At 65.4% G+C, this 25453-nt stretch carries 29 protein-coding genes and 1 pseudogene; 15 read left to right on the plus strand and 15 right to left on the minus strand.

Annotated elements, in window-relative coordinates; all coding sequences use genetic code 11:
- Positions 1-25: 25 nt before the first annotated feature.
- From NG698_RS05840 to NG698_RS05850, 3 genes are all read right to left on the minus strand, one after another.
- Positions 26-355 carry a DUF4234 domain-containing protein gene (locus tag NG698_RS05840; RefSeq protein ID WP_252608750.1) on the minus strand — a complete coding sequence of 110 codons (330 nt, stop codon included), beginning with the start codon at positions 353-355 and terminating at the stop codon, positions 26-28.
- Between the two features lie 120 nt (positions 356-475).
- On the minus strand, positions 476-1138 hold the full coding sequence (locus tag NG698_RS05845) for an excalibur calcium-binding domain-containing protein (RefSeq protein ID WP_252608753.1): 663 nt from the start codon (positions 1136-1138) through the stop codon (positions 476-478).
- A gap of 49 nt (positions 1139-1187) precedes the next feature.
- Positions 1188-2549, minus strand: a complete 1362-nt coding sequence (locus tag NG698_RS05850) for a GmrSD restriction endonuclease domain-containing protein (RefSeq protein ID WP_252608755.1) — start codon at positions 2547-2549, stop codon at positions 1188-1190.
- Positions 2550-3003: 454 nt separating this feature from the next.
- Here NG698_RS05850 and NG698_RS05855 point away from each other — a divergent pair, with 454 nt between their 5' ends.
- Positions 3004-3702, plus strand: a complete 699-nt coding sequence (locus tag NG698_RS05855; protein WP_252608757.1) for a DUF2306 domain-containing protein — start codon at positions 3004-3006, stop codon at positions 3700-3702.
- 356 nt (positions 3703-4058) lie between these two features.
- Here the strand turns inward: NG698_RS05855 and NG698_RS05860 are convergent, their stop codons facing one another.
- Positions 4059-4202 (minus strand): hypothetical protein, encoded by a 144-nt coding sequence (locus tag NG698_RS05860; RefSeq protein ID WP_252599294.1) that lies wholly within the window; start codon positions 4200-4202, stop codon positions 4059-4061.
- 141 nt (positions 4203-4343) lie between these two features.
- On the opposite strand from NG698_RS05860, the gene NG698_RS05865 reads away from it, so the two are divergent.
- The 7 genes from NG698_RS05865 to NG698_RS05895 all read left to right on the plus strand — a co-directional run bounded on the left by NG698_RS05865 (position 4344) and on the right by NG698_RS05895 (position 10511).
- The gene (locus tag NG698_RS05865; RefSeq protein ID WP_252608759.1) at positions 4344-7028 is read left to right on the plus strand and encodes a PEP/pyruvate-binding domain-containing protein; all 2685 of its coding nucleotides are present in this window, start codon (positions 4344-4346) and stop codon (positions 7026-7028) included.
- A gap of 20 nt (positions 7029-7048) precedes the next feature.
- Entirely contained in the window at positions 7049-7630 is a 582-nt protein-coding gene (locus NG698_RS05870; protein ID WP_252608761.1) for a dihydrofolate reductase family protein, read from the plus strand.
- Between the two features lie 94 nt (positions 7631-7724).
- The gene (locus tag NG698_RS05875) at positions 7725-8267 is read left to right on the plus strand and encodes a TIGR03086 family metal-binding protein (RefSeq protein ID WP_308216165.1); all 543 of its coding nucleotides are present in this window, start codon (positions 7725-7727) and stop codon (positions 8265-8267) included.
- 53 nt (positions 8268-8320) lie between these two features.
- Positions 8321-8656 (plus strand): YciI family protein, encoded by a 336-nt coding sequence (locus NG698_RS05880; RefSeq protein ID WP_252599301.1) that lies wholly within the window; start codon positions 8321-8323, stop codon positions 8654-8656.
- A gap of 88 nt (positions 8657-8744) precedes the next feature.
- Positions 8745-9029: an SRPBCC family protein gene (locus tag NG698_RS05885; protein ID WP_252599302.1), complete on the plus strand. Its 285-nt coding sequence runs from the start codon at positions 8745-8747 to the stop codon at positions 9027-9029.
- Between the two features lie 91 nt (positions 9030-9120).
- Positions 9121-9942 (plus strand): alpha/beta fold hydrolase, encoded by an 822-nt coding sequence (locus NG698_RS05890; protein ID WP_252608763.1) that lies wholly within the window; start codon positions 9121-9123, stop codon positions 9940-9942.
- A 74-nt stretch (positions 9943-10016) separates the two neighbouring features.
- Positions 10017-10511 (plus strand): methyltransferase family protein, encoded by a 495-nt coding sequence (locus NG698_RS05895; RefSeq protein ID WP_252608765.1) that lies wholly within the window; start codon positions 10017-10019, stop codon positions 10509-10511.
- A gap of 42 nt (positions 10512-10553) precedes the next feature.
- Here the strand turns inward: NG698_RS05895 and NG698_RS05900 are convergent, their stop codons facing one another.
- The 5 genes from NG698_RS05900 to NG698_RS05920 all read right to left on the minus strand — a co-directional run bounded on the left by NG698_RS05900 (position 10554) and on the right by NG698_RS05920 (position 14412).
- Positions 10554-11429, minus strand: a complete 876-nt coding sequence (locus NG698_RS05900) for an ion channel (RefSeq protein WP_252599305.1) — start codon at positions 11427-11429, stop codon at positions 10554-10556.
- A 151-nt stretch (positions 11430-11580) separates the two neighbouring features.
- Positions 11581-12423 (minus strand): efflux permease Rv1217c-related protein, encoded by an 843-nt coding sequence (locus tag NG698_RS05905; RefSeq protein ID WP_252599306.1) that lies wholly within the window; start codon positions 12421-12423, stop codon positions 11581-11583.
- A 38-nt stretch (positions 12424-12461) separates the two neighbouring features.
- Positions 12462-12950, minus strand: coding sequence for a hypothetical protein (locus NG698_RS05910; protein WP_252608767.1), 489 nt, complete (start codon positions 12948-12950; stop codon positions 12462-12464).
- An 11-nt stretch (positions 12951-12961) separates the two neighbouring features.
- On the minus strand, positions 12962-13870 hold the full coding sequence (locus NG698_RS05915) for an ABC transporter ATP-binding protein (RefSeq protein WP_252608770.1): 909 nt from the start codon (positions 13868-13870) through the stop codon (positions 12962-12964).
- A 158-nt stretch (positions 13871-14028) separates the two neighbouring features.
- Positions 14029-14412 carry a helix-turn-helix domain-containing protein gene (locus NG698_RS05920; protein ID WP_252608911.1) on the minus strand — a complete coding sequence of 128 codons (384 nt, stop codon included), beginning with the start codon at positions 14410-14412 and terminating at the stop codon, positions 14029-14031.
- A gap of 178 nt (positions 14413-14590) precedes the next feature.
- On the opposite strand from NG698_RS05920, the gene NG698_RS05925 reads away from it, so the two are divergent.
- The gene (locus NG698_RS05925; RefSeq protein WP_252608773.1) at positions 14591-16114 is read left to right on the plus strand and encodes a SulP family inorganic anion transporter; all 1524 of its coding nucleotides are present in this window, start codon (positions 14591-14593) and stop codon (positions 16112-16114) included.
- A 4-nt stretch (positions 16115-16118) separates the two neighbouring features.
- Here NG698_RS05925 and NG698_RS05930 read toward each other — a convergent pair whose 3' ends face one another.
- Positions 16119-16790 carry a hypothetical protein gene (locus NG698_RS05930; RefSeq protein ID WP_252608777.1) on the minus strand — a complete coding sequence of 224 codons (672 nt, stop codon included), beginning with the start codon at positions 16788-16790 and terminating at the stop codon, positions 16119-16121.
- A 249-nt stretch (positions 16791-17039) separates the two neighbouring features.
- Between NG698_RS05930 and NG698_RS05935 the strand changes: the two genes are divergently transcribed.
- The 4 genes and pseudogenes from NG698_RS05935 to NG698_RS05950 all read left to right on the plus strand — a co-directional run.
- Positions 17040-18302 carry a serine/threonine-protein kinase gene (locus NG698_RS05935; RefSeq protein WP_252608780.1) on the plus strand — a complete coding sequence of 421 codons (1263 nt, stop codon included), beginning with the start codon at positions 17040-17042 and terminating at the stop codon, positions 18300-18302.
- Entirely contained in the window at positions 18299-18826 is a 528-nt protein-coding gene (locus NG698_RS05940) for a hypothetical protein (protein ID WP_252608782.1), read from the plus strand. Before NG698_RS05935 ends, NG698_RS05940 begins: the two co-directional genes overlap by 4 nt.
- A gap of 152 nt (positions 18827-18978) precedes the next feature.
- On the plus strand, positions 18979-19182 hold the full coding sequence (locus NG698_RS05945; protein WP_252608784.1) for a hypothetical protein: 204 nt from the start codon (positions 18979-18981) through the stop codon (positions 19180-19182).
- Positions 19183-19611: 429 nt separating this feature from the next.
- A pseudogene (locus tag NG698_RS05950) lies at positions 19612-19776 on the plus strand (dihydrofolate reductase family protein); the annotation flags it as partial.
- A gap of 6 nt (positions 19777-19782) precedes the next feature.
- Here NG698_RS05950 and NG698_RS05955 read toward each other — a convergent pair.
- Positions 19783-20778, minus strand: coding sequence for an aldo/keto reductase family protein (locus tag NG698_RS05955; RefSeq protein ID WP_252599319.1), 996 nt, complete (start codon positions 20776-20778; stop codon positions 19783-19785).
- 11 nt (positions 20779-20789) lie between these two features.
- Positions 20790-21857 (minus strand): LacI family DNA-binding transcriptional regulator, encoded by a 1068-nt coding sequence (locus tag NG698_RS05960; protein WP_252608786.1) that lies wholly within the window; start codon positions 21855-21857, stop codon positions 20790-20792.
- 173 nt (positions 21858-22030) lie between these two features.
- Here NG698_RS05960 and NG698_RS05965 point away from each other — a divergent pair, with 173 nt between their 5' ends.
- Positions 22031-22594 (plus strand): hypothetical protein, encoded by a 564-nt coding sequence (locus tag NG698_RS05965; protein ID WP_252608788.1) that lies wholly within the window; start codon positions 22031-22033, stop codon positions 22592-22594.
- Here NG698_RS05965 and fdhA read toward each other — a convergent pair.
- The 3 genes from fdhA to NG698_RS05980 all read right to left on the minus strand — a co-directional run bounded on the left by fdhA (position 22528) and on the right by NG698_RS05980 (position 24965).
- The gene (gene fdhA, locus NG698_RS05970) at positions 22528-23739 is read right to left on the minus strand and encodes a formaldehyde dehydrogenase, glutathione-independent (RefSeq protein ID WP_252599322.1); all 1212 of its coding nucleotides are present in this window, start codon (positions 23737-23739) and stop codon (positions 22528-22530) included. The two genes, NG698_RS05965 and fdhA, sit on opposite strands and share 67 nt — an antisense overlap.
- 263 nt (positions 23740-24002) lie before the next feature.
- Positions 24003-24752, minus strand: a complete 750-nt coding sequence (locus tag NG698_RS05975) for a YncE family protein (RefSeq protein WP_252608790.1) — start codon at positions 24750-24752, stop codon at positions 24003-24005.
- Positions 24753-24764: 12 nt separating this feature from the next.
- Positions 24765-24965, minus strand: coding sequence for a hypothetical protein (locus tag NG698_RS05980; RefSeq protein WP_252608793.1), 201 nt, complete (start codon positions 24963-24965; stop codon positions 24765-24767).
- 92 nt (positions 24966-25057) lie between these two features.
- Between NG698_RS05980 and NG698_RS05985 the strand changes: the two genes are divergently transcribed.
- Entirely contained in the window at positions 25058-25240 is a 183-nt protein-coding gene (locus NG698_RS05985; protein WP_252608794.1) for a hypothetical protein, read from the plus strand.
- Positions 25241-25453: the final 213 nt, after the last annotated feature.

A 25453-nucleotide genomic window follows, 5' to 3' on the forward strand; every position in this document is an offset into this window, starting at 1 on the left:
CATGTGGCCAGCACTTGCCCGTATATCAGGCGGAGACAGACACGCTAAGGGAAGCCGGCGAAATCTTCCTATTGAATTCGTGCTGCACAATAGCTGAGCCGATGGAGCCCAAGAGGAACATAAGCCAGAAGGCGGCGTGACGTCCGAGGCCTTGGCGAGTGAACACCTCAACGCCGACTGAATACTTCCACAGCCAGACAATGTTGGCGATCGGCACGATCAGCAACCACGCCGTGGGTATTGCAGTGCCGTACTTATTCATTTCGTTCTTTGTCTTTACACTCCACACCAAAGAATAAATACCGAAGGTGATGAGAGGCAAAAGTAAGGGCGCTGCGATGCTGCGATATTTCATGATTCTCCTATTGATTGAGCATTCCAAAAACGTTCGCACTGTTGGCCTTCGAACGCCTTTTGGCTCCCGGGTCTGTTCGCGAACGAAAACAGCGCATGCAAGCTAAGTCGAGAGGTGGCGCTAGCTCTCACAGGCAACGCCGTCCTTGTCCCGGTCAAGCGCCGCCCGGTAGCCGGCCTGCCCGGCAAAGAGCGGTGCTGCCCCGGCAGCCTTGGCCTCGGCACAGCTGCCGAAGTAGGCCGCTGCCGGTGCCGGGGCTGGTGCCTGGACTACGGGTGCTGGCTTTACGACCGCCTGCTGGGCAGCCTGCTGTGCGGCTGCCTCGGCTGCTTTCTGGGCTGCAACCTGCTGCGCGGCTGCCTGATCTGCCGCAGCTTTGTCCGCCACAACCTTTGCTGCAGCAGCCGCCTCTGCTGCAGCCTTGTCAGCTGCGGCTTTATCAGCGGCGGCCTTTTCCGCCGCAGCCTTTTCAAGGTTCTTGACGCCGAGGTGAACGGTGGAGCCCTTTGCCACCTGTGCGCCTTCGGTTGGGTCTTGGGACGTCACCTGCCAGTTCTTCTTTACGATGATGGACTTGCCATCGGCAGTGTCCGCAGCTTCGACCTTGAACCCGAGATCTTCCAGTTGCTCCGTGGCTTTGTCCAGAGTCAGGCTCAGCACCCCTGGAACCGTGACAGCATCTGCAACCACTGCAACAGCGGTTGACGTTGATGACGCCTGCTTACCACTGCATCCCGTCAGCATGAGGCCGGTCAGCACAATTAATGTCAGTGTCTTCTTCATTTTTCCCCCTTGGAAAATTTTCTAAATAGGTGGAGTAATTTGGGCGTGGCTAGCTCTCGCAGGCCACACCGTCGGAATCGCGGTCCAGCCCGGCCCGGTAGCCGGCCTGCCCCGCATAGATCGGTGCGGCGCCGGCCGCCTTGGCCGCCGTGCAGTTGGCGTAATAGACGGCGGCCGGCGCTACAGGAGCAGGTGCCGGCACAACAGGAGCGGGAGCAACCGGGGCAGGAGCAGGCACCACAACCACTGGGACAGGAGCGGGAGCTACCGGGGCGGCCGCCGGTGCAGGTGCCGGCACCGCGGCGACTGGTGCCTGCTCGTTTGTTGGTGCGAGCTGCCCGGAGCAGTCGGCCAGGATCCTGGCCATCGCGTCGTGCTCCGCCTGGGTGACCCACAGGCTGTACGTTGCCTTCACCGAAATCTGCCGGGCCACGTATTCGCACCGAAAGCCCTTGTTCGGCGGCAACCACGTGGCGGCGTCGCCGTCGCCCTTTTTCATGTTGGTGGGACCATCCGTGGACTGGAGGTTCAGGGAGTCATTCGCGAAGGCCGTCCGCTGCTCCGTGGTCAGCTGCTGCGCGCCCTTCTGCCAAGCGTCGCTGAGTGCAACAACATGGTCGATCTGGACGGCGCTGCTGGTGGCACTCCCCCGCAGGAATCTGATGGTGCTACCCGTGTAGGGGTCCGCCAGCGTTCCGGACTGAACCTTGCAGGGCACGCTGTTGGTGTACGCGATCCCTGTTAGGTCGCGTTTGAGCATGTCGTTCCGGGTGTCGCAGCCATTGCGGTCAACGTCCATCCACGCCTGCCCGAACAGCGCGCGGTCATATCCGGTCTTGGGCGCCCGGCCCTTGACGGGAAGGGCCGCCAGCAGGTCGATCGCTTTGGTAGCAAACGCCGGCTGCGTCTTCGGAGCCGTTGCGCTGACGCCGTTCGCCAGGGCGAAAGCCGTCTCAGGATCGAGCGGGGCGCCCGTCGCCTGCGCAGTTGGAGCGGACGACGGCGTCGGCGAACCTGCGGAAGAGGCACTCGCTGTGGCCGTTGCTGGTGAGGCATTCCAGTCTGAGGAGGCTGCCTCAAGGTCATCCGCATTCGTCCGCGGCAACGCGGCCGCACCGCCGATGAAGAGAACAAAGGAAACCCCCAGGGCGATGGCCCCTGCCTTCCGCTTGGCCGGGAGCCACGCCCAGGACCGGCGTCCGGTGGCCAGGACATACAGGCCGGTGATGGCAGCCGAGATGGCCAAGACAACCAGGGCGCCCCCGAACCCGCCGCTGAAGGCACCAATAATCACGAAGAGGGCTGTGATGCCGCCGACGACGAACGTCGAAGCGCGTGGCCTGCGGGGCGGATTAGGTCCGGGCGCAGGAGCAGATGGTGCTGACCCGAAAAGGGTCTGATAGTTCGACATTCTTTTTCCCCAATACGGCCGGGTTAGCCTGACCCATTCCTTGAAACTTCACGTAAATGCCGAGCCTATTTCTTGGGGAGCTGGGGAAACCGAAACTTCGACGAACCTCGCACAACGTTGATTGAGTCTTGAGCTGATCTTGATCGGAGCACTGCCGCGCAGGATCATTTCTGACGCAGTAGCTGAAAACCCGGACACAATCTCCAAGGCGACCGACGCTGCCCAAGCCGCGCACCGCCGTCGTAAATTATCGATGGCGCGTGGATTCCCTCTTATCGCTATTTCGAACTCACTGCAGTACGTTGGGCCGACGCCGTGCGAATAGGGTGCTGTTGGGCACCGTTATTCCGGCCGCCAACTCTCGGAAACTTCGATTTGCGCATAAGGCTGGGGGTTCCTGGACTGACGCAACCCCGGGCGAGCGCGCGAGCGCACAGACCAGAGAGCAAAACTCATGAAATCTGCATCCCTTCCCCGCTCCCGTCAAAGCCCCCGGACCCGCTGGCTCGTACCTGCCGCCCTGATCCTCCTCAGCCTCGTCCCGGTCATCGCCGGGGCCGGGCGCCTGACCGAGCTCTCGGGAGGTCAGATCACGCCGGATAACGCGCGGTTCTTTGATTCGCCAGTCCCCGTGTTGATCCATATCCCCACCGTCACGGTGTACCTGGTGCTGGGGGCGTTTCAGTTCGTTCCCTCGCTTCGACGGGGCAAGCGCGGCAGGGCCAGCTGGCACAAAATCGCGGGACGCATTCTTGCCCCCACCGGCCTGCTCGCCGCCCTGTCGGGTTTGTGGATGGCAGTTTTCTACGATCTCCCGCCCCTGGACGGGCCGCTTCTACTTGTCCTTCGGCTGGCCTTCGGGTCCGCCATGGTGGCGTTCATTGTCCTGGGATTCATCGCCGTGCGGCGCCGGAACTACGTCCGGCACAGCGAATGGATGTCCCGGGCGTACGCCATCGGCATCGCCCAGGAAACCATTGTTGTGGTGACCATTTCGTGGATTCTCCTGGTTGGACCGGTTGACGAACTGACCCGGGCGCTTCTGGTTGGCGCATCATGGGCACTCAGCCTGGCGGTGGCCGAATACTTCATCCACCGGCGCGCCCAAGTACCAACGCGAGCGGCGCTCCTAAGCCGTGCGCCGTCGTCGTAATTACCGACGGCGGCCGCTGGCCAGGTGCCTAAGGTTTAGTAAGTGCACTTACGGGTTGGGATCTAAACTTAATCATGGACACGATCCCGGCGGTTTTCCTCGTCATCGGGGCAGCGTTCGCCTGGCTGGGCGTGACGCTAGTCGTCATTCTCCGCTCTCGGCGCCGAAGGAGTGCATCGAGGCCGGTACATCCAACGCATCCCACGGACCAGGCTCACCCCCGGACCGGCATGCGCTGGCGCCGCCTCCGCCGGATCGCGGACCAGAACACTGGAACTCCGTCGAGACGACACAGTCTGAAAATCAGGAAGGTCCGCCATTAAGGGCCCGGTGGTTTAGCTCAATCACCGAAACCGTCAGGACACGCGGCGGAACTCCCCCGGCCGGAGCTGGACATGGATGGGCAGCACCAGCTGGATGTGGGTGTCGCCGATGGGCTTGTCGAGCAAGTCGTTGATGGAGGTCTGCCCTTCCAACTCGCTGTGCTGGTTTTTGCCCATGTATCGAGCTTATGTGCGCCACGGCGGGAGTGAATCCTAAGACACGCGTGAGCTATGGCCTCTTGTCTGCGGCAGTGCCAGTATGTGGAGAATCAGGTTCGCTGCAGGCGCCCCATAACCGGGCAGTAAGGACGCGCAGTCATGACCTACGTCAACAGTTTGGCCGATGTGGGAGCAGCCGACATCGCCATGGCCGGCGGCAAGGCCGTGGGACTGGGCGGCCTCCTTCTGGCCGGGCTGCCCGTCCCCCCGGGGTTTGTGCTGAACACCGCAGCTTATTCGCACTTTGTGGAAACCAACCACAATGAGGCACGCATCCAGGAACTGGCAACTGTGCCGCCGGATGCCACGCCACAGGACTACGAGGACGCCTCGGAGCGGATCCGAACCCTGTTCACGGCCGGCACCATGTCGGCCGCCGTCGCAGCGGAACTCGGCGCCGCCTACGGGCGTCTTGGCGACGCGCGTCTCGATGACGGCGGGGAAACAGCCGTCGCGGTGCGTTCCTCCGCCACGGCCGAGGACCTCGCCGCAGCCAGCTTCGCCGGGCAACAGGAAACCTACCTGAATGTCCGCGGGGCCGAGGCGCTGGCCGCGGCCGTGATCGATTGCTGGGCCTCCCTGTGGACGGCGCGGGCCATGGCCTACAGGGCCCGCGAAGGCATCGGACCGGACTCGGTGCGGCTCGCCGTGGTGGTCCAGCGGATGGTCCAGGCCGACGCCGCCGGGGTGATGTTCACCGCCAACCCGGCCAACAGGCGCCGCGACCAGATCGCCATCAGTGCCGCGTGGGGACTGGGCGAATCCGTGGTCAGCGGGTCGGTCACCACGGATGACCTCGTGGTCGACGCCGGGACTGGCACCGTGGTGTCGCGGCACACGGCCGACAAGGCGGTTATGACTGTCTACGCTGAGCACGGCACCCGGGAGCAGCCGGTGGCGGCAGCCCGCCGTCGTGCGCCCGTACTGGACGACCGGGCCGCAGCCGAGCTCGCCGGCTACGGGACGCGGAGTGCGGATCATTTCGGGGCACCGCAGGACATCGAGTGGGCGCGGGCCGGGGGCGAGTTTTTCATCCTGCAATCCCGGCCCATCACCGCGCTCCCCGAACCGGCGGCCGACATCCCGGACACCTGGCCCGTGCCGTACCCGAAGGGGATGTACTTCAGGGCGAGCATCGTGGAACAGTTGCCCGACCCGCTCTCGCCGCTGTTTGCCGACCTCATTGACGGCTCGGTGTCCAGGTCGCTGCGAGCCTTGATGAACGAGGCCGTCGGCACGAACGTCATCCGCGAGGACGACGTGGGGCTGCCCACCATCAACGGCTACGCCTATTACTACTACCGCACCTCCGGAATGTGGCGGGTAATGGGCAGGGCGCTGACGGCGGTACGCGCACTGGCCCGCGGCCAGGCGCACATGGGAGTGGCCGGCTGGCGCGAATTCTCGCATCCCCGCTACGAACGCGTGATCAAAGACTGGCAGGCGAAGCCCGCCGCGGAGCTCTCCGGTGCGGAACTGCTGGACGGCGTGCAGGCGCTGCTGGACGCCGGCACCGTGTACTACACAGCCGTGCAGTCAGTCATTGCGCTCGCCGCGACCAGCGAAATCTCCTTCGGTGCGTATTACGACAAGTTCGTCCGCCGCGAGGGGGATCCCCCCGCCCTGACGTTCATCCTCGGCTACGACAGCGAACCCATCCGGGCGGAGAAGTCTCTGTACGACCTGGCAGCCTGGGCCCGCGGCGTCCCTGGGCTCGCCGCGGCGATCCTCCATGAACCGACGACGGCGTTGGCCGAGTCCCAGCGCACGGGGTTCCCGCCTGCCGGGTTCAGTGAGCCGTTGTGGCAGTTGTGGCGTCCTCGCTTCCAGGACCACCTCGGCCGGTTCGGCCATGCGGTGTACAACCTGGACTTCGCCAGCCCCGTGCCAGCCGACGATCCGTCAGCGTTGCTGGGCGCGGTGAAGTTCTATCTGCGGGGGCAAGGTGCTGACCCGCACGAGCGGCAGCGGCTGTCGGCCGCCCGCCGGGAGGACGAAACCAGCCGGATCAGCACCCGGCTCGGGCCGCGCCGCCGGGCCGCGTTCCTCCGTTTGCTCCGGTGGGCACAGAACACCGCGCCGATCCGCGAGGATGCCTTGGCCGACGTCGGTCTGGCCTGGCCGCTGCTGCGGCGGATGCTGCTGGAACTGGGACAGCGGCTGGTGGACTCCGCTGTCATCACCGAGCCCGCCGACGTGTTCTGGCTGCGGCACCAGGAGCTGCGCAGCGCCATCGAGTTCGGACTGGCCGCGCCGGGCACCCCGGCGGCCGTGGCCATTACCGGAGCGAACCGCCCCGTCCGCGCCGCCGCGGTTGAGGAGCGCAAGATGCTGTGGCGGGGCCAGGTGAAGGCCGCTGCCCCGCAACTGCTCCCGGAGAGCCGGTGGATGGAAAAGGCCTTCGGGTCCATGATGCCTGCAGGCTCGCAGCACCAACTCGGCGACATCATCAAGGGCACGGGCGCGAGCCCGGGCCGGGTCAGCGCTCCGGCCCGCGTCCTGCGGGGGCCCCAGGATTTCGCCCTGATGGAGCCCGGAGAGGTCCTGGTGGCCCGCATCACCACGCCCGCCTGGACCTCGCTGTTCGCGATGGCCTCCGCCGTGGTGACCGATGTGGGCGGCCCGTTGAGCCACAGCTCCATCGTGGCCCGGGAGTACGGCATCCCGGCCGTGCTCGGCACCGGAGTTGCCACCCAGCGGCTCACCAGCGGCCAGCAGATCCGCGTCGACGGCGACGCCGGCACCGTCACGATCGAGCATCCAAGCCCTACGCAGGAGCCGTGACCGGGTGGCATGATGGGCGCATGAGCCGAGTCACGTGCGACCTGACCATCTCCCTCGACGGCTTTGTCGCCGGCCCGAACCAAAGCCCGGCGGAGCCGCTGGGCGAGGGCGGCGAGCTCCTGCACCGGTGGATGTTCGAGGAACCCGAGGCCAACGCGGCCGCGATCGAAGGCATCCTCGCTTCCGGCGCCTACATCATGGGACGGAACATGTTCGCAGGTCCCGGGGCGTGGGATGAGGACTGGCGGGGCGAGGAGCCGCCCTATCACGCACCGGTTTTCGTTCTCACCCATCAGCCACGCGAGCCCCTGCAGATGCAGGGCGGCACCACGTTCAACTTCGTGACCGACGGCATCGAATCGGCACTGGCCCAGGCACGGGAGGCCGCCGGCAGCAAGGACGTGGCCATTGCCGGCGGAGCGCAGACCGCCCAGCAATACCTATCGGCGGGGCTGATCGACGAGCTGCGGCTCCACACCGCGCCCATCATCCTGGGGGCGGGCGAACGGCTGCTCGACGGCGTCGCGAACCTCACGCTGGAGCCGACAGAAGTGAGCGGCACCGCCCTCGTCACGCATGTGCGCTACCGGGTGATCCGCTGAAAACTGATGCTCGATCTGCATCAGGACCACGGCCAAGCTAGGCCCCAAGTGTCGCCGGCACGGCCCGGTCGAATGGTCCGCTGCCCCTGATCCGATCGACCACCTCAGTTCCGCGGACGCCTCACTTGCCGTGCTCCTTGGTGTGCTGCGCAAGCTCACGCCGGAGGACCGCGACAAGCCCACGCCGAGCGAGGCGTTCACCGCCCACGAGCTGCTTGAGCACCTGTCCGGATCGCTCAGAAACATGGGCACCGCCCTCGGTGCCGACATCACGGACCGCAGAGATGCTGCACCCGAGGTCCGGATCGCCGAACTGGCGCAACCCGTACTGGAAGCCTTCGCCCGCCGCGGCGTTGACGGAACCATCGATATGGGCTTCGCCGAGCTCCCCGCGACTATGGTGGCCGGCATCCTGAACCTCGAACTGCTCGTGCATGCGTGGGACTTCGCGAAGGCAAGCGGCCAGCAGCTGGCCGTGTCCGACGTCGTCACCGACTACGTGGAAGGGCTGGCCCTGGCGACGATCTCCGAACAGGTCCGCTCCGGTGGCAGCTTCGCACCCGCCCAACCCGTCGCGGAGACCGCCGGCAGCCTCGAGCGTCTCATCGCCTTCACCGGCCGGACCGTCACAGTCTGACCGTTTCCGCCAGGCAAACAACAGAAACAGCAATCACGAAAGAAGGACCGAAAATGTCAAAGTTTCTCTTTGTTTACCACGCCCCGATGACTCCCGCAGAGGCCGCGCCGGCACCGGAAGACATGGCAGCCGTTATGGCGGAGTGGAACGCCTGGGCTGCCAAAGTCGGCGACGGGATGGTCGACTTCGGAACCCCGCTGGCCAACGGCGTCCGCGTTTCGCCCGGCGGAGCCACGGCACCGAGCCAGCGCGAGGTCGCCGGCTACAGCCTCATCGAGGCCGAGAACGTCGAAGCAGCCTTGGAGCTCGCCAAGCAGCACCCGCACCTGAACATGCCAGGTGGCTGCGAAATCGAGGTCCACGAGGCCCAGCAGATCCCCGGAATGTAGTCCTGGCTCCCTATGGATTAGGCCGGTGTCCGCCGCCCTTCACGGCAGCGGCGGGCACCGGCGACGCACAGATTGGAATTCCCATGTCATGAGCATCGACGGAACCGCGACAACAAGAGTCACGACTTTCAGCCGGACATTCACCCTGAAAATCAAGGAATTTTCACCGACTGCACGGCTGGCACGGGGTGACGCGCTCGGAACCCGCGTCTACACTCTCAAGGAAACCGGCCCAGGAAAGACCCGTTTCGAGATGTCTGAACGTATCGGCGGGCCGGTGTTTCCGCTGTTCGCGAGCAAGATTCCGTCCTTCGACGCCAGCTTCTCCCAGTTCACCTCCGACCTGAAAGCGGCAGCCGAAGCGAAGGGCTGATTCGATGGACTGATCCGCGCAACCCGGACCCTCACCGGGGTTTCCATAGGCGAAACTCTACCGAGGGCGGCCCGGGGCGTAGCCTGAATCTATGGACTCCGAAGTCCGCGATCTCAGGCTCCACACCGGCATCACGGTGCCGTGCCTCGTCCACGGCGACGGCGACGCAAAGCCGGTGCTGCTGCTGCACGCGTGGGGCGAATCCCGCGGCAGCTTTGACCGCCTGATTCCCCTGTTGACCGGTTTCCGGGTCTACGCGCCGGACCTCCGCGGGCAAGGCGAGGCGGACAAACCGGAGCGCGGCTACTCCCTGGCGGAACAGGCCGAGGACGCAGCCGCAATCCTGGAGGCCCTCAACGTGCCGAGCGCCGTCGTCGTCGGCTCCTCAAGCGGCGGCTACGTTGCCCAGCAGCTCGCCATTGCCCACCCACAAAAGGTCGCTGCACTGGTGCTGGTGGGTGCTCCCTGGAGCCTCCACGGGCGGACCGCCTTCGCAGACGAAGTGGACGCCCTGGCTGACCCCCTCGACGAGGACTGGGTACGGGCGTCCCTGGCCTGGTTTCCCCTGCTGCACGAGGTTCCCGCCTGGTACATCGAGGACCGCGTGCGCGACGGTCTCAGGATGCCGGCCCATATGTGGAAAGGCATCCTGAACGGGCTGTGCGAGGCCACGCCACCCACGGAAACGGGAACCATCCACGCCCCCACGCTGATCCTGTGGGGCGCCCAGGACAGCTTGCTGCCACGCCGCGACCAGGAAACCCTGGCGGCCCGGATCCCCGGCTCCGTGCTGAAGGTCTACCCCGATGTGGGGCACCCGGTGCTGTGGGAGTGCCCGGAACAGGTCGCAGAAGATACGACGGCGTTCCTCGCCTCCCTCTTTGACGCCCGCAAGCCATCGGACGTACTGTGACGGCCCGTTCTGCAAGCTCGCCAGCCAGGCGGTTGAAGGAGGTTTACGACAACCTCCCGCTGCCACTGCCTATCGTGGCCGCGCTGGCCCTGGATCTCCTCCTTGACCGGGTCCGTCCAATGCCGCTTCCCGGCTCCCGCTCCCTCCACCGGATAGCGGGGGCGGCACTGCTGCTCGCCGGCGTCGGCCTGAATCTTTGGGCGCTGGCTGAACGGCGACGCCGCTCGGCGGGCCCCTTCGCGCTGGAGCGGCCGGTGGAGCTGGTCATCACCGGCCCGTATGCAATCACCCGCCATCCGATGTATGTCGGCTGGTGGCTCATCCAACTGGGCGCGGGAACCTTGGCCGGTTCATCATGGGTCCTCGCGACGCTGCCGGCCGAATTGCTTGTGGAACACCGCTTTGTCCTCGGCGAAGAGACCATGCTGGCCGAGCTCTTCGGACGGTCCTACCGTGATTACGCGAAAAAGGTTCCGCGCTACCTCGGGTTCCCGATGAGGCACAGTCCGCCAGATGCATTGCCCTGCAAAGTGCCGGGGCATTGCTTGCGCGGCGGGCTCGCTATTTAGCGGCAAGAGAACTCTTCAACGGGCATCGCGGGCGGCACTTCCTTAGTTCCGGCGGTGCCGGTGATGACTTTCGTAGCTTTGGAACACTTCTGAGGAGGTTTGGCCGGTGTGTCCGAATTTTCCGCGGAGGACCTCGGCCAGGTCATCCAAGGCCGCGTGCATCATCCGTCCGGCGAATTGCAGGTCGATGTTCGTGCTTGCCTGCGCTTCTGAGGCCAGTTGGTGCGCATAGGCGACGGTGGCCGGCAGTGATCCTCTCTGCTGCGCTTCGTGGAAGTAGTACGTTTCGTTGAACGCCAGCAGGTCCATGCTGACCGTGGCTACACTTCTGGCGAATGATTCGAGCAAGGCAGCGGCATGTCCGGATTCCAACGTCGACATGCCTTGCGGCCCGGCGGCCTGCCTGAACAGGTTCAGCTCGTGGGCAAGGGCGCGGCGTCGGCTGAGGGCGGGGTACATCTGCAGAATCCAGGAGACCGTGGCCGTAAGCAACCCGAATCCTGTGACGGCCTGTGCAGCGACGACGAACCGAAGTAATGGCGCCGCCGGAACTATCTCACCGAAGCCGACCGTGGAGAGGCTGACCATCGAGATATACATGGCCTCGGCAAGGTCCCCTCCCTGGGGGACGCCCGCTGCGTAGACGAACCCGTCCGGTAAATGCGGTAAATACACCAGTGCCCATCCCATGATGGACAAGGACGCCCAGGCGCCGATCACCGCCGCCATGGCGGCGGGTGCCGCGACAGTGGAGGCCCGGCCGGCGAATCGTCGGGACAGGAGCCACAGTGCACGCATGATCAGCCTGCACACGGGTCCCGTGCCGTGAGGATAGAGGAGCGTGTGAAAGACATCTGCGGCCATCAGCAGAATCAGTCCCGCACCGATGACCGTCAGCACAACGTCCGCAAAGTCCATGCTTCACCTTAGGCGTTGGGTAGCTGCCCCGGAGCACCCAAGGCCCGGCAGGGATCGAATGCGACGGCGGGCACCCTTCAACTATTGAAAAGGGTGCGCCATGAAGGCACGCGGCCGGTGCCGCCTCTGCGGTCGGCATCACGGGTCGGCATCACGCGGTGAGGTCACGGCGCCGGAGCCGGTAGGCAGCGATCCCTGCCCCGGCGAGGGCGATGACGGTCATGGTCAGGGCAGGCGCGGGGTTGAAGGCTTCGACTGGCATCGCCGCCGAGTGACGGAAAGGGCTCGCGTCCTGCAGCCAGGCCGGCAGGCGCAGAAGTTCACCGAACTGGCCCAGGACAAGGCCGGCGGCCAGCATGCCCCAACCCAGTGGAATACTCACTCTGGGTGCCGCTGCAAAGAGGACCGCGGTTGCCGCGACGAAGACGACGGCGGCCGGGACGTGCCCCAAAGCGGCGCCGACCAGCAGGCCTGGCGGGCCGTTTTCCGCTCCGGCCAGGGCAAGACCGATGGTGGCTGCGGTCCCGGCGACGACGGCCACCGCTACTGTCGAGGAGGCGGCGAGGATCAGGTTCGCGCCAAGCCACCGGGCCTTGGTTCTGGGTGCGGCAAGGAGAAGTTCGGCCCGGCCCTCGGCCTCTTCTGCACGGAGCCGCAGCACCGCCTGGATGCCGGCGGCTGCGGCGAGGACACCGGCGATGCCCAGCAAGGCTGCGGTGAAGACATCGATCATCCCTGCCCGGGCGCCCGGGACGAGCCGGTTGATCAGCTGCCGTAGTGAGTCATTGCCGCCGATCACGTCGCTGACCGCGGGCCCGAGGCCCCCAGCGATGCCACCCAGGAGGGCTGCGGCGACGGACCAGCCGATCAGGGTGGGCAGCTGCTGGCGCCAGGCAAGGCCAAGGAACGAAGCACCCCCGGCCCCAGCGCGTTCCGGGCCCGCGCGTTCGGGCAGGAGGCTGGCGCCCAGATCCCTGCGGCTCCTGAGTACCATGACCGCACCGGCCAGGACGGCTGCGGCCGCGGTCAGGATCAGCAGCGGTGCGGGATCGGCGGCCGTGAAAGGCCGGGAACGCTGCCCCCATCCGATAGGCGAAAGAAGCGAAACCCACCCGCTGGTGACATGGGCCGGATCGGCGCCCCGCCAAGGATCAGGGTTGCCGTCAACGACGCGGCGCGCCGGACCGGTACGGACCCGACCAGCTCTGCCCGTCCGAGCTCTTCATCGGTGCGGGTATGCCGGATGACCAGAAACGTGCTCATTAATCCTGCGAGCACGGCGGTGAAGGAATAGCCCTGGAAGAACACCAAAGCTCCGATACTGGTGCCGTCGGGCAGTCCGCGGATGAACCGGAACGCCGGGCTCGCCACAGACATTCCGATGATCGCAGCCCGCTCGGACTCGTCAGCGAACTCCGTGGCAACCGCCCCTGCGATGGCAAACCCCAGAAAAGCGATGCCCAGAATCCATGCTGGCAGCACGATCCGGTCCCTGCGCGCCTGAATCAACAGCAAAGTCATGACTCCGGACATCAGCGCACCTGCCCATTGGAATCGCTGTAGTGGCTCAGGAACAGGGACTCCAACGACGGCGGAGAGACGATCAGTCCGCTGATCCCCGCCGCGGCGACCGCTTGCAAAACCGGGGCAAGGTCCGCTGGGTCCACGTCAAACTCGACCACGTCCCCGTCGGTCAGAACCCCCTGTACGCCGGGCAGGGCTGCCAGCAGTGCAGCGTCAGCGCCCTCGAGCCTGAAATGGGTGAGTTTCAGATGCCTCAGCTCAGCCAGGGTCCCCGATTCCACGGCCCGGCCGGAGCGGATGATCGTCACCCGGCCGCAGAGCTGCTCGACTTCGCTGAGGATATGGCTGGAGAGCAGAACAGTGGCGCCGTCCGCGCTGACGCGCCGGACCTGCCGGCGGAACACCGAATCCATCACCGGGTCCAGGCCGGCGCTGGGCTCATCGAGCAGATAGAGGCGGGCCGGGCGGGCGAAGGCCGCGATCAGTGCCACCTTCTGCCGGTTTCCCTTGGAATACGTACGGGCCTTGCGCCGCGGGTCGAATTCGAACTCGTCGATCAGTTCCCGGCGCAGCCGCTCATCGGATCCGCCGCGCAGTCCGGTAAGCAGGTCAATGACTTCACCGCCGGAGAGGTTCGGCCAAAGGCTCACGTCCCCGGGAACGTAGGCGACGTCCCGGTGGGCCCGGACCGGGTCCCGCCAGGGATCCAGCCCGAACACACGCGCGGTTCCCGATGTCGGCCGGATCAGCCCGAGCAGCACTCTGAGGGTTGTTGATTTGCCCGCGCCGTTGGGACCAAGAAACCCGTGGACCTCGCCCGGACCAACGCGCAGATCAAGGTTGTCCAGTGCCCGGGTCCTGCCGAAAGTCTTCACGAGCAGGGTGGCGTCAATGACCGGTTCCGTTGCGGATGTCATGGTGGGTTCCGTTCCCTCGGTCCAGCGATAACGACCGAGGCGGCTGCCATGGCGTTCCGCGGGCACAGCTTCCCGCGGGCCGACCAGGCTTCCCGGCTCTCCGATCCACAGCCTACGTCCGGCCAACCCGCCAGGGAAGAGCTACCGGCGCAGGCCCGTCACGGCTGTGCGTTGAGCCGTTGGATGAACTCGTCCGCTTGGGCCAGGTTCCGGGCCATTTTGGCCCGCTGGCGGACGGCCTGCTCCAAGAAATCCGAGAGCCTCGCCCGGCCTTCCTCTGGAACTTCATGGCCCTGACCTGCGGCGAGGATGCCAAGGATCTCGGCCATTTCCTCGAGCGAGAACCCCAAAGGCTTCATCTGCTTGATCACCATGAGACGGTCGAAGTCATCTTCCGAATAGACCCGGAACCCACCGTCAGTGCGTGCGGTTGCAGGCAGCAGACCCACGTCGTCGTAGTGCCGGATGGTCCGCAGGGACAAGCCCGTCCGTTCTGCCAGTTCGCCGATGTGCATGGTGGTGCTGCCGGTTTTGGCCGTCATCAGGGACCTCCGTTCCTTGTCCGGGTACAACTCTACCATCACGTTAGGGTAGAGTTCGTGGTGAGTGGTGAGACCTTCAAGGATAGATGCCCACTTCCCGGCGCGGCGCTGCGCCCCCTGCATTCTTCGAAAAAGCGAAGACACTCTCGTGTCTTCCTGACCATGAACGGAGCCAGCAATGGCCGTCAAAACCGCCGGGGAAGCCTCAGCCTACACACCCGAACAGCTGCAATCTGTCCGGGAAACCCTGAAGTCTCCGCGCCGGCTCAAAACCGAAGTCTTCGCCGGGCTGGTCGTCGCCCTGGCGTTGATCCCGGAAGCGATCGCGTTCTCGATTATCGCCGGGGTGGATCCGCGGCTGGGATTGTTCGCCTCCTTCACGATGGCCGTCACCATTGCGTTCGTTGGCGGCCGGCCGGCGATGATCTCCGCCGCCACCGGTGCGATCGCCCTCGTCATTGCCCCACTGGTGAAGTCCCACGGTGTGGACTACTTCATCGCCGCCGTGATCCTCGCAGGAGTCTTCCAGGTCATCCTGGGCCTGTCCGGGGTGGCGAAGCTGATGCGATTCATTCCGCGCTCGGTGATGGTGGGCTTCGTCAACGCCCTGGCAATCCTGATCTTTATGTCCCAGGTCCCCGAGCTGCTCGGTGTCCCCTGGCTGGTTTACCCGCTGGTGGCCCTGGCACTGGTGATCGTGTTCGGCCTGCCCAAACTCACGAACGCCATTCCCGCCCCGTTGGTCGCGATTGTGGTCCTGACCCTCATAACGGTGCTTGCCTCCGTCGCCGTGCCGACCGTGGGTGATAAGGGCGACCTGCCCGATTCGCTGCCCTCGCTCTTCATTCCGAATGTTCCGTTCAACCTCGAGACGCTGCAGATCATTTTCCCCTTCGCGCTGGCCATGGCGTTCGTCGGCCTCCTGGAATCCCTCATGACCGCCAAGCTTGTCGATGACGTCACGGACACCCGCTCCCATAAGACCCGCGAAGCGTGGGGCCAGGGCGTGGCCAACATCGTCACCGGCTTTACCGGCGGCATGGGCGGTTGCGCGATGATCGGCCAGACCATGATCAACGTCAAAGCCTCCGGCGCGCGCACCCGCATCTCCACCTTCCTCGCCGGGGTCTTCCTGCTGATCCTCGTCGTAGCCTTGGGCGACATCGTTTCGCTGATCCCCATGGCCGCGCTCGTCGCAGTGATGATTTTCGTTTCGTGGGCCACGTTCGACTGGCACAGCATCCACCCCCGGACGCTGAAGATGATGCCCAAGAGCGAAACGATGGTCATGGTCGCCACCGTCATCGTTACCGTCGCCACCCACAACCTCGCCATCGGCGTCGGCGTCGGCGTCCTCGTCGCGATGGTTCTCTTCGCCCGCCGGGTGGCCCATTTCGTCACGGTGGAGCGGACAGCCAAGACCGTTGACGGTCATGAAACCGCTACCTACGTCGTAGACGGTGAGCTGTTTTTCGCCTCGTCCAACGACCTCTATACCCAGTTCGAATACGCCCTGGACCCCAAGGAGGTCATCATCGACATGCACGCCTCACACCTCTGGGACGCCTCCACCATCGCTGCCCTGGATGCGATCACCGAAAAGTACCGGCACCACGGCACGGAAGTGAAGATCATCGGCCTCAACGACGCCAGCGAACTCATGCGCCAACGCCTCGGCGGGAAACTCGGCGCCGGGCACTGAACCGTCAGGTCGACTTCACGGCACGCTGGGTGTCAGGGACGGATGCCGTCGGATGCTTCCACATGCTGTACGCCATGGGCAGCATGGCCACGAGAGCGGCGACACCGTGGACGTAGAACTGGACGGCGGACAGCGGGACAACACGCGACAGGGCCATGACAAGCAGCGCCACGACGACGACCCAGGTAAGCCAAAAGCTCAGCAGTCCGCTACGCGAGACACTGATGGCAAAGCCGACCATCCCGACAGCAAATGTGACCGCCGCGGCGATCAGCAGCGGGATGAACCATGGGAGCAGGGCAACTTGAGCCGCCCCGACGTCTCCGCCCGTTTCACTCGCGGCGAGCGGTGCGAATTCCATTGCCGGCAGCATCGCGTAGAGCGTGCTGCCGATGACGACGAAGGGCAGCGCGGCGGCGCTCCAGCGGTCTTCGCCTAGCTCGTGCAGGTGGCTTCTGATCGCGAGGAATGCCACGGCCAGGACTGCTGAAGCGACTCCCGTCGCCAAGTGCACAACCCCCCAGCGCGTCGGGTCGGCGGTGACCTCCGCAACCAACGCATCAATGTTCGGCTGTGGACCAGGCAGGTACGGGTGGTAACTGAGAGCGGCGAGCAGGATCACTGGCGCGATCGCCACGACGCCTGCGCGAAGCGAATACTTGGCCTGGATAGACATGAGGGCCTCCTGCAGCAGGTGCCACGCCGGGCTCCCTCCCACAGGAGTCGCAGTTCTGGAATCTCAGTATAGACCGTGAGCCATGGGAACGATGCGGGCGCCACTCGCCGGTTCCTTGAGGGTGCACAACATCGCCGGTTCCTGATTTCGACGGCCATCCGGTGATGGCTGGCCTCGCGGAGTGGCCAGTATAGTAAGTTGCCTTATGATTTTGGTATATACATTGCCGCAGCGCCGGAAGGAACGGGTATGGTGGCGGAATCGCCGAGCTCCAACAGAATTGACGTGGTTGGCGGACGTTACCGGCTGGGCGAGGTGATCGGCCGCGGCGGCATGTCGTCCGTCTACCGTGCAAGGGATAAGAATCTGGGTCGCGACGTGGCATTGAAGCTCTTCGCACCCCAGGCCCCCGACGCAGACGAGTTGAAACGCCAGGAAGCTGAAATAACGCTGCTGGCGACGCTGAACCATCCCAGCCTCGTGACATTGTTCGATGTCGGCGTCGACGTACGTATCCCGGAGGAGCCCCGGCCGTTCCTGACGATGGAACTGGTCGAGGGACAGGATCTGCGCAGCCGGATCAGGCACAGTAAAGTCCCCCTGGACGAGCTCGCCGTCATAGGAGCCGGCATCGCCGACGCACTGGCCTATGTCCACGGCCTCGGCATCCTCCACCGCGATATCAAGCCGGGCAACATCCTCTTGGTGCAGATCCGACCCGGGGAGCCACTGCGGGCCAAGGTCGCAGACTTCGGCATAGCACGAATCGCCGACGCAACACGCCTGACCGTTACGGGGGCAATGGTGGGCACCGCGGCGTACCTCAGCCCCGAACAGGCCATGGGTTCCCCGCTCACCCCTGCCACAGACATCTATTCGCTGGGGCTGGTCCTGCTCGAATGCACCAAGCAGACAATGGAGTACCCCGGCAGCGCCGTGGAATCTGCGGTGGCCAGGCTGCACCGCGCGCCCAAAATTCCTGCGGATCTCCCTGCCGAGTGGGCAGACCTGATCCGCTCGATGACGGCAATCGAGCCGCTGGAACGCCCGACAGCTGCGGACATCGAGACGGTGCTGCGGCAGGCCCTTGTCTCGCCGACATCCACTCCCGGCGACCTTGCACCGGAAACCACGCGTGTGCTGCCGGCCATGCCGTTCAGGACGCCGTCCGTCACAGGAGAGTCGCCCTCCCCTAATCTGCGCGCAAGGCCGACCAACGAAGGCCCCAACGGTGAGGATTCCGCCAACGCCGCCCAGTCACGGCCGGTGCCTGGCGCCTATCAGCCCAGCAGCCCCCTGGGAGTGCGCCGACGGAGGTCGGCCCGTGCGGGACAGAAGATGCGGCGGCTCCCGGTGGTGGCCATCCTGATCCTTGTTGCGCTGGCAGGCGGGGCCGCGGCACTGACAGCGGGCCAGGCGCCAGAGTCCACATCCGGCGTCGTGCCTTACCCCGCGGTGAGCGGCACGCTGGGTGACCACCTCCTGGAACTTCAGAAGAGTGTGGAACCATGACCGGCTTTTACTCCACAGGCCAGCGCGCCGGAGCACGGGGAGCCGGCTTTGCCGCCACCTTGGTGCTGGCGGCATCGCTCGCCGGCTGCGGCCCGGCCGCTACCGGCCTGCAGCGCGACACGGCCTCCCATCTTCAGGAACTCGTGCTCGGCGTAAGCCAGGCAGCGGCCGCCAACGATCACGCGGCCGCGCTCACGGCACTGGAGAATCTGGAAGCGGACCTGGCGACTGCAGCCGGCAGCGGCCAGGTCTCCGAGGAACGGCGCCGGAGCATCATGACCAGCATCACCGCCGTCAGGGCCGACCTCAATGCCGCCGTAGAAGCCGCCGCCGCGGCAGCGAAGGCAGCTGAAGAAGCAGCGGTTGCCGCGGCAGAAGCGGAAAAAGCCAAGGCCGACGCGGAAGCCGCGCAGGCCGCCCAGGAAAACACTGCGCCCGTCGTGCCGGAACCTATACCGGCACCAGCTCCTGCACCGGAACAGGCAAAAGGCGCCGAGGGGAAAGGCAAAAACAAGAACGGCTGACGATTTGCCGTCCACCCTGGCGGACCCTTCGACTACGCTCATGTGATGCCTGTTCTCATCGCTCCGGACGTCAGTTATCACTCCTCCTGGGTGGAAGGATCCACGGAATTTGGCGGCGCCAACCGGGACGGTGGGGGCCCGAGGACTGGTCCTTGGAAGCACTCAAAGATGCCCAGACGTTCCGCCGCTTTGTCGATGCCCTCGTCAACGATGCCCTGCAGGAGAGCCCGCGCAAGCCGGGGTACGTGCCCTGCACCTACTTATGGATTGTGGAGGGTGACACGTTCCTTGGCTCGCTGGCCATCAGGCACGAGCTGAAAGATTTTCTCCCCAACGAGGGCGGGCACATCGGCTAAGGTGCTTAGGCAAACACTCATTGGGGGAATTATGAACTGTTTCGACTTGCGCTGATCCTGGGCTTCCTTGCTGCAGGCCTTACCGGCTGCACCTACTCATCCCCTCCTTCGTAGGCTGGAAGCACGCACACGGAATTGCCGGCGCTGTCCACACCTGCCCCGTTAACCATGGCAACCTACAACCGCAGGGGTCCGCGACGCCTTTCTCGATGGATACCAAACAGTGCGACGACTCACCCGACTCGAACACAAATGGCTGCACGCACTCGTGCTGTTGCCGGGAATCCCAGCCATCCCACCCGGCGATGACCCCGCCGGGTGGGCCAGCGCTCTGTAAGCCGGTGACTGGTGGAGAAGTTCCTATATCGGCTTCCCGCTATGCCAGGCGAGAAACTGGCCTTCCGCGCGCACATCCTGGGTGGGATGAGGAGCAAGGACGTGGCCATTGCCGGCGGAGCGCAGACCGCCCAGCAATACCTATCGGCGGGGCTGATCGACGAGCTGCGGCTCCACATCTCGCCAATCCTCCTGGGAGCGGGCGAACGGCTGCTCGACGGCGTCGCGAACCTCAAGCTTGAACCGACGGAAATGCGGCTGCCGCTAGACGCGCGTTGGGAAGGACTCCACCTTGGCTGGATCCCGCTCGACGACGTCGCCCAGCACCCCGTCAATACGGTCCAGAGTGTCCTGGCCCAGCGGGAGGTCGGCGGCCTTGACAGTGTCGTCGAGCTGCTCAGAGCGGCTGGCGCCGACAATCGCCGCGGAAACGTTGGGGTTCGCCAACACCCAAGCCACGGCCAGGGTAGCCAGCGGCACACCGAGGTCCGCGGCAATCGGCTTGAGCTTCTCCACCCGCTCCAGCACCTCGGGTTGCATGAACTTGTGCTCAGTCTTCAGCCCGCCGTCGTCGGCGGTGAATCGGCTGCCGGCCGGTACGGTGGAGGCACCGTACTTGCCGCTCAGCACGCCTTGGGCCAGCGGCGACCAGCACACCTGGGTGATCCCGAGCTCTTCGCAGACCGGCACCACTTCAGGTTCGATCACGCGCCACAGCATGTTGTACTGCGGCTGGCTGGAGACGAACTGGATGCCCAGTTCGCCCGCCAACGCGGCGCCCGCGCGGATCTCCGCCACGGTCCATTCCGAGACGCCGATGTAGTGGGCCTTCCCGGCACGGACGATATCCGCAAAGGCACCCATCGTCTCCTCGAGCGGGGTCTCGTAGTCATAGCGGTGCGCCTGATAGACGTCCACGTAGTCCGTCTGCAAGCGGCGCAGCGAACCGTTGATGGATTCCATGACGTGCTTGCGGGACAGGCCACGGTCGTTCTTCCCGGTGCCGGTTGGGAAGAACGCCTTGGTCATGACCTCGATGCCCTCGCGGCGCACACCCTTGAGTGCTTCGCCGAGCATCGTTTCGGCCTTTGTGCCTGCGTAGGCGTCGGCGGTGTCGAAAGTGGTGATGCCAAGGTCCAGGGCCTTGCGCACGCATGCCGTGGCAACATCCTGGTCCACGGTTTCGCCGTGGGTGGCCCAGTTGCCCAGCGCGATCGAGCTGACGTACATGCCGCTGTTGCCGAGTTTGCGATACTGCATAAAGTTTCCTTTCAGAGTTTGCCGGGGTGTCCGGCGGAATACTGAGAATCCGGGGCGGTAAGTGTTGTGCGCAGGGCCCGGGGCGGTGCGGTGGTCTCCCGTACCACCAGGCGTGCCGGACGGGCAAGGTTGGCCGCTTGCCCTCCATGCATGACCTCCAGGAGGATCCGGGCGACGTCCTGTCCTTGTTCGGCCACCTCGTGGTCCATCGTTGTCAGGCCCACGACGTCGCAGAGCTCGTGGTTATCGAATCCGACCACAGAGAAATCCCGGGGAACTTCCAGGCCTGCCTGGCGGAGGACCTTAAGGACCCCGAAGGCCATCTCATCGGAGGCTACAAAAGCCGCGGTCGGAGCGCGTCCAGCGACAAGCAGCCGGGACATGGCCGCCGCGCCCCCAGCGACACTGTTCTCATCGAATTGTTCAAGGGCGACGTCCAGGGTCAGTCCGGCCTCGGCCAGAGCCTCCCGGTATCCCACCAGCCGCTCCAAGGGCGGCACACCGCCCAAATTGCTGCCCTCCTCATCACGGATGCCGATGAACGCTATCTGCTCATGGCCTAGGTTCAACAGGTGCCTCACAGCAGCCCGCCCGGCCCCGACGTTGTCCACAGACACCGATCCGGCGCCCTGCGCTTGAGCCCCAAGCAAAGCCACCGCCTGCCCCTGGGAGGCGAGCGATTCCAGCTCCTCCCTGCTCGGCTGCAGGGCCATGATGATGACCCCGTCCGTACGGCCATGCAAATGCACGGTGCCGAAGAACCTCTGACGCTGTCCGGCAGTGGCGAGCTCGTAGAGGAGCACATCGAATCCGGCCTCCCGGAGCGTGTGTGTGGCCTCGCCAATAACCTTTCCGAAAAACCACTTGGCCAGCACCGGTACCACGATGCCCACGGTCATCGTCCGGCCTGTCGCAAGACGCGACGCAGCCGGGGATGCCGAATACCCTAGCTCATCGGCCGCCTTCTGCACGCGCTTGCGAGTTGCCGTCGAAACACCCGGAACGGAACGCAGCGCACGGGAGACTGTTGATATGGAGACCCCAGCACGTTCCGCCACTGATTCAACGTTTGCTACCATGCAACCTATGCTAGACAAGCATTCCGCAGTAACGCAAGCGCTTGCAATGCGTTCAGCGCGTCGCTGACTCCAATGCCGACGCCGGGGACTCATAACCGGGCTGACCAGCCTCCGGCTACATCGCCCAGCAGCTCGCCATTTCCCATCCACAAAAGGTTGCCGCACTGGTGCTGGTGGGCTGTCCCCTGAGCCTCCACGGGCGGGCACCCTTCGCCGACGAAGTGGACCGCCTGACGGACCCCCTCGACGAGGGCTGGGTCCGGGATTCCCTGACCTGGTTTGCCCTGCTGCACGATGTTCCGCGGTGGTCGCTCGAGGACCGCGTGCGCGACGGTCTCAGGATGCCAGCCCACGTGTGGAAAGCCATCCTGAACGGCCTGGGCGAGGCCACCCCGCCCACGGAAGCGGGAACCATCAACGCCCCCACGCTGATCCTGTGGGGCGCGCAGGACGGCTTGCTGTCACGCAGCGACCAGGAAACCCCTAGCCACCCGGATCCCCGGCTCCGCGCTGAAGGTGTACCCCGGAATGGCACATCTTGTGCTGTGGGAGTGCCCGGAACAAGTGGCGGAAGATACGACGGCGTTCCTCAGCTTGCTCGGTTGAGGTCAGGCACCAAACCAGCGGCCGCCGTCGTGATTCCCGACGACGGCGGCCGCCCGGCAGGCGCTCAGCTGAGGTATCCGTTCGGGTTGAGGACGTACTTGGTGGCCGCTCCGGCGTCGAACTCGGCATAGCCCTTGGGCGCATCCTCCAGGCTGATCGCCTTCGCGTTCACGTTCTTGGCGATGCTCACCTTGTCGTGCAGGATGGCCATCATCAGTTGCCGGTTGTACTTCATCACCGGGCATTGTCCGGTGGTGAAGCTGAGCGACTTGGCCCAGCCAGTGCCCAGGCTCAGGCTCAGCGCACCCTTCTTGGCAGCTTCGTCCACGCCGCCCGGATCGCCGGTGACGTACAGCCCGGGAATGCCCAGCGCACCGCCGGCCGCGGTGATTTCCATCAGCGAATTCAGCACCGTAGCGGGCGCCTCCTTGGCGTCATGGCCGTGGCCGCGCGCTTCGAAGCCCACCGCGTCCACGCCGCAGTCCACTTCCGGGACGCCCAGGATCTGCTCGATCTGCTCCGCCGGGCCGCCCTTGCTCAGGTCAATCGTTTCGCACCCGAAACTGCGCGCCTGCTTCAGCCTGTCCTCGTTCAGATCGCCCACAATCACGACGGCGGCACCCAGCAAGTGCGCGCTGGTGGCCGCTGCGAGGCCAACAGGCCCAGCGCCGGCCACATACACTGTGGAGCCGACGCCCACCCCGGCCGTCACGGCGCCGTGGAAGCCGGTGGGGAAAATGTCCGACAGCATGGTCAGGTCCATGATCTTTTCCAGGGCCTGGTCCTTGTCCGGAAACTTCAGCAGGTTCCAGTCTGCGTACGGGACCAGCACATAATTGGCCTGGCCGCCCACCCAGCCGCCCATATCCACATAGCCGTAGGCGCTGCCGGGGCGGTCCGGATTAACGTTCAGGCAGATGCCGGTCTTGCGTTCCTTGCAGTTCCGGCAGCGGCCGCAGGCGATGTTGAAGGGCACCGAACAGATGTCCCCCACTTTGATGAACTCGACGCCGGGACCAACCTCCACCACCTCGCCGGTGATCTCGTGCCCCAGCACCAGGTTGGGCGGCGCCGTGGTGCGCCCGCGGACCATGTGCTGGTCCGAACCGCAGATGTTGGTGGCCACGGTTTTCAGGATGACCCCGTGGGGTACTGTGCGCCCCACGTTCGCCGGATTCACGCCCGGGCCGTCTTGGAGTTCGAAGCTTGGATAGTCGATGTCGATCAGTTCGACCTTGCCCGGTTCTTTGTAGGCAACGGCTTTGTTCCCAGTCATCAGTGCTCTCCTCTGGTCAGAACGGCGAAGCCCAGTGGGGCCGCCATGAATCATGAGTGTTGCGATGGATCCCCACGTGCAGGGCCTGCCCGTTGCTTGAGCAGCTGGATGTTTTCCTGGCGTTGGGGGTCCGGCCAGTCTAGGCATGCCGGCCCGAAGGGTCCATAGCCCGAACCCCTTATTTGCTCCCCTGCCGGGGGCCGTCTGGCCTGGCGGGGCAGGTTGGCCTGGCGGAATTCAGGCCGGCCGGCCTGGACCGGATGCTAATTGAAGGTCCAGGCGGGCAACTCCGCCTTGCCCCGTCGTCGCCGCCGCAGCACCGCGATCAGGGCACCGGCGCCGCCCAGCAACAGGGCCGCCGCCCCGGCGGCGATCGCCGTAAGTCCGAGACCGGAGACTCCGCCAGTGGTACCCCCGGCTGAAGAACCTCCGCCGGACCCCGGGGACTCCGCGCTGGGCTCCCCGCCGTCGGGCGTTCCCGCACCAGGCGCGGGCGCACCTGCAGCGGCAATCAACGTCAGGGACCTGCCGCCCCTGTTGACCACCACCACGGAGCCGTCGGCCCGGACCGCTATACGGCCGGGGTCCTCACTGGTGGGAATCGCCGCCGCCGCGGCCGTGGCCCCGGGCGGGATGACCGAGACCGTGTTGTCCGCGCTGTTGGTCACGTAGACCGCGCTGTCCGGAGTGGCCACCACCTCCTGCGGTGCAGCGCCCACGGGGATCCGCCGCGCCACTGTGGCACCGCCCGGTTCGATGACCGCCACGTCGTTTCTGAGGATGTTTGCCACATAGACGGTTCCGTCCGGCGCGGCGGCAATCCCGTGCGGGTGGTCCTTCGCGCCGACGGTGATGGTGTGGGAGGGGCTCGGCGAACCGGCGGCCACCACTGTGACAGTGCCCTCGTACTCGTTGGTGGCGTACGCCGTCCCGTCCTTAGCCAGGGCCACCTCCACCGGGTAAGGCCCCGCCTGGATAGCGCGCTCGGTCCATACACCGCCAGGCGGCACCACCGAAAGGCTCCCTTAGGCCGGGTTGGCCACGTACAGCGATCCGTCCGGTCCGGCCGTCAGCCAGTGCTCGCCCGGGGTCACCCCGATCGCAAAGCCCGCTTCAGCCGCACCGGGGGCCACCACGCCGATCTGGGCCTGCCCGGACTCTGTCGACTGGAGCACGTAAAGGGTCCCGTCCGTCGTCACCGCCAGCGACGAGGGAAAACGTCCCACCTTGATGGTGCGGGAAGCGCGCGTTTCGCCGGGCTTGAAAACGCTGACGCCGCCCGCCCAGTGGTAAGCCGGCGTCGATCACCGTGGTTTCAGTGACGGCCGGATCAGTCGCCGTCGGGTCCTCGGCGGACGCCGGGAGCGCGACGACGGCGGGGCCCAGCAGGAGCCCGGCCGCGGCCAGCAGCGCCATGCCTGCGCGCAGCGACGTTGGTGTCTTCGTGCCCTCCTACCTGTCGCCGTTAGCGCTGTGGCCGCTGGGGGTGAAACTTGGCTGAGGATGGCGGTTCAAGTGTCGCTCAAGCCGAGGGCTGGGATTACTAGTGCCCTAAGTTCCAGGAACAATGAGGTCAGCCCGGAGGCGTGTCCCGTCAGCGGCGAAGAACCTGTCCTCTTCATCCATCCAACGACCCAAAGCGCCCTGTGACCTTCTCCGTCCCGATCTATGCCGCGTCGCATACGCTCGTCCTTTTGGGCCTCCACCCATATCG

Source organism: Pseudarthrobacter raffinosi (assembly GCF_023913735.1).
Lineage (GTDB): Bacteria > Actinomycetota > Actinomycetes > Actinomycetales > Micrococcaceae > Arthrobacter > Arthrobacter raffinosi.

Excerpts from the sequence above, each read along its gene's own strand:
- NG698_RS05855 (WP_252608757.1), top strand. The coding sequence starts at position 3,004 with ATGAAATCTGCATCCCTTCCCCGCTCCCGTCAAAGCCCCCGGACCCGC.
- NG698_RS05910 (WP_252608767.1), bottom strand. The coding sequence starts at position 12,950 with ATGACTTTGCTGTTGATTCAGGCGCGCAGGGACCGGATCGTGCTGCCA.
- NG698_RS05940 (WP_252608782.1), top strand. The coding sequence starts at position 18,299 with ATGACCGGCTTTTACTCCACAGGCCAGCGCGCCGGAGCACGGGGAGCC.
- NG698_RS05865 (WP_252608759.1), top strand. The coding sequence starts at position 4,344 with ATGACCTACGTCAACAGTTTGGCCGATGTGGGAGCAGCCGACATCGCC.
- NG698_RS05860 (WP_252599294.1), bottom strand. The coding sequence starts at position 4,202 with ATGGGCAAAAACCAGCACAGCGAGTTGGAAGGGCAGACCTCCATCAAC.
- NG698_RS05880 (WP_252599301.1), top strand. The coding sequence starts at position 8,321 with ATGTCAAAGTTTCTCTTTGTTTACCACGCCCCGATGACTCCCGCAGAG.
- NG698_RS05885 (WP_252599302.1), top strand. The coding sequence starts at position 8,745 with ATGAGCATCGACGGAACCGCGACAACAAGAGTCACGACTTTCAGCCGG.
- NG698_RS05925 (WP_252608773.1), top strand. The coding sequence starts at position 14,591 with ATGGCCGTCAAAACCGCCGGGGAAGCCTCAGCCTACACACCCGAACAG.
- NG698_RS05935 (WP_252608780.1), top strand. The coding sequence starts at position 17,040 with ATGGTGGCGGAATCGCCGAGCTCCAACAGAATTGACGTGGTTGGCGGA.
- NG698_RS05850 (WP_252608755.1), bottom strand. The coding sequence starts at position 2,549 with ATGTCGAACTATCAGACCCTTTTCGGGTCAGCACCATCTGCTCCTGCG.
- NG698_RS05930 (WP_252608777.1), bottom strand. The coding sequence starts at position 16,790 with ATGTCTATCCAGGCCAAGTATTCGCTTCGCGCAGGCGTCGTGGCGATC.
- NG698_RS05955 (WP_252599319.1), bottom strand. The coding sequence starts at position 20,778 with ATGCAGTATCGCAAACTCGGCAACAGCGGCATGTACGTCAGCTCGATC.
- NG698_RS05845 (WP_252608753.1), bottom strand. The coding sequence starts at position 1,138 with ATGAAGAAGACACTGACATTAATTGTGCTGACCGGCCTCATGCTGACG.
- NG698_RS05915 (WP_252608770.1), bottom strand. The coding sequence starts at position 13,870 with ATGACATCCGCAACGGAACCGGTCATTGACGCCACCCTGCTCGTGAAG.
- NG698_RS05920 (WP_252608911.1), bottom strand. The coding sequence starts at position 14,412 with ATGACGGCCAAAACCGGCAGCACCACCATGCACATCGGCGAACTGGCA.
- NG698_RS05840 (WP_252608750.1), bottom strand. The coding sequence starts at position 355 with ATGAAATATCGCAGCATCGCAGCGCCCTTACTTTTGCCTCTCATCACC.
- NG698_RS05890 (WP_252608763.1), top strand. The coding sequence starts at position 9,121 with ATGGACTCCGAAGTCCGCGATCTCAGGCTCCACACCGGCATCACGGTG.
- fdhA (WP_252599322.1), bottom strand. The coding sequence starts at position 23,739 with ATGACTGGGAACAAAGCCGTTGCCTACAAAGAACCGGGCAAGGTCGAA.
- NG698_RS05900 (WP_252599305.1), bottom strand. The coding sequence starts at position 11,429 with ATGGACTTTGCGGACGTTGTGCTGACGGTCATCGGTGCGGGACTGATT.
- NG698_RS05905 (WP_252599306.1), bottom strand. The coding sequence starts at position 12,423 with ATGGTACTCAGGAGCCGCAGGGATCTGGGCGCCAGCCTCCTGCCCGAA.
- NG698_RS05960 (WP_252608786.1), bottom strand. The coding sequence starts at position 21,857 with ATGGTAGCAAACGTTGAATCAGTGGCGGAACGTGCTGGGGTCTCCATA.
- NG698_RS05870 (WP_252608761.1), top strand. The coding sequence starts at position 7,049 with ATGAGCCGAGTCACGTGCGACCTGACCATCTCCCTCGACGGCTTTGTC.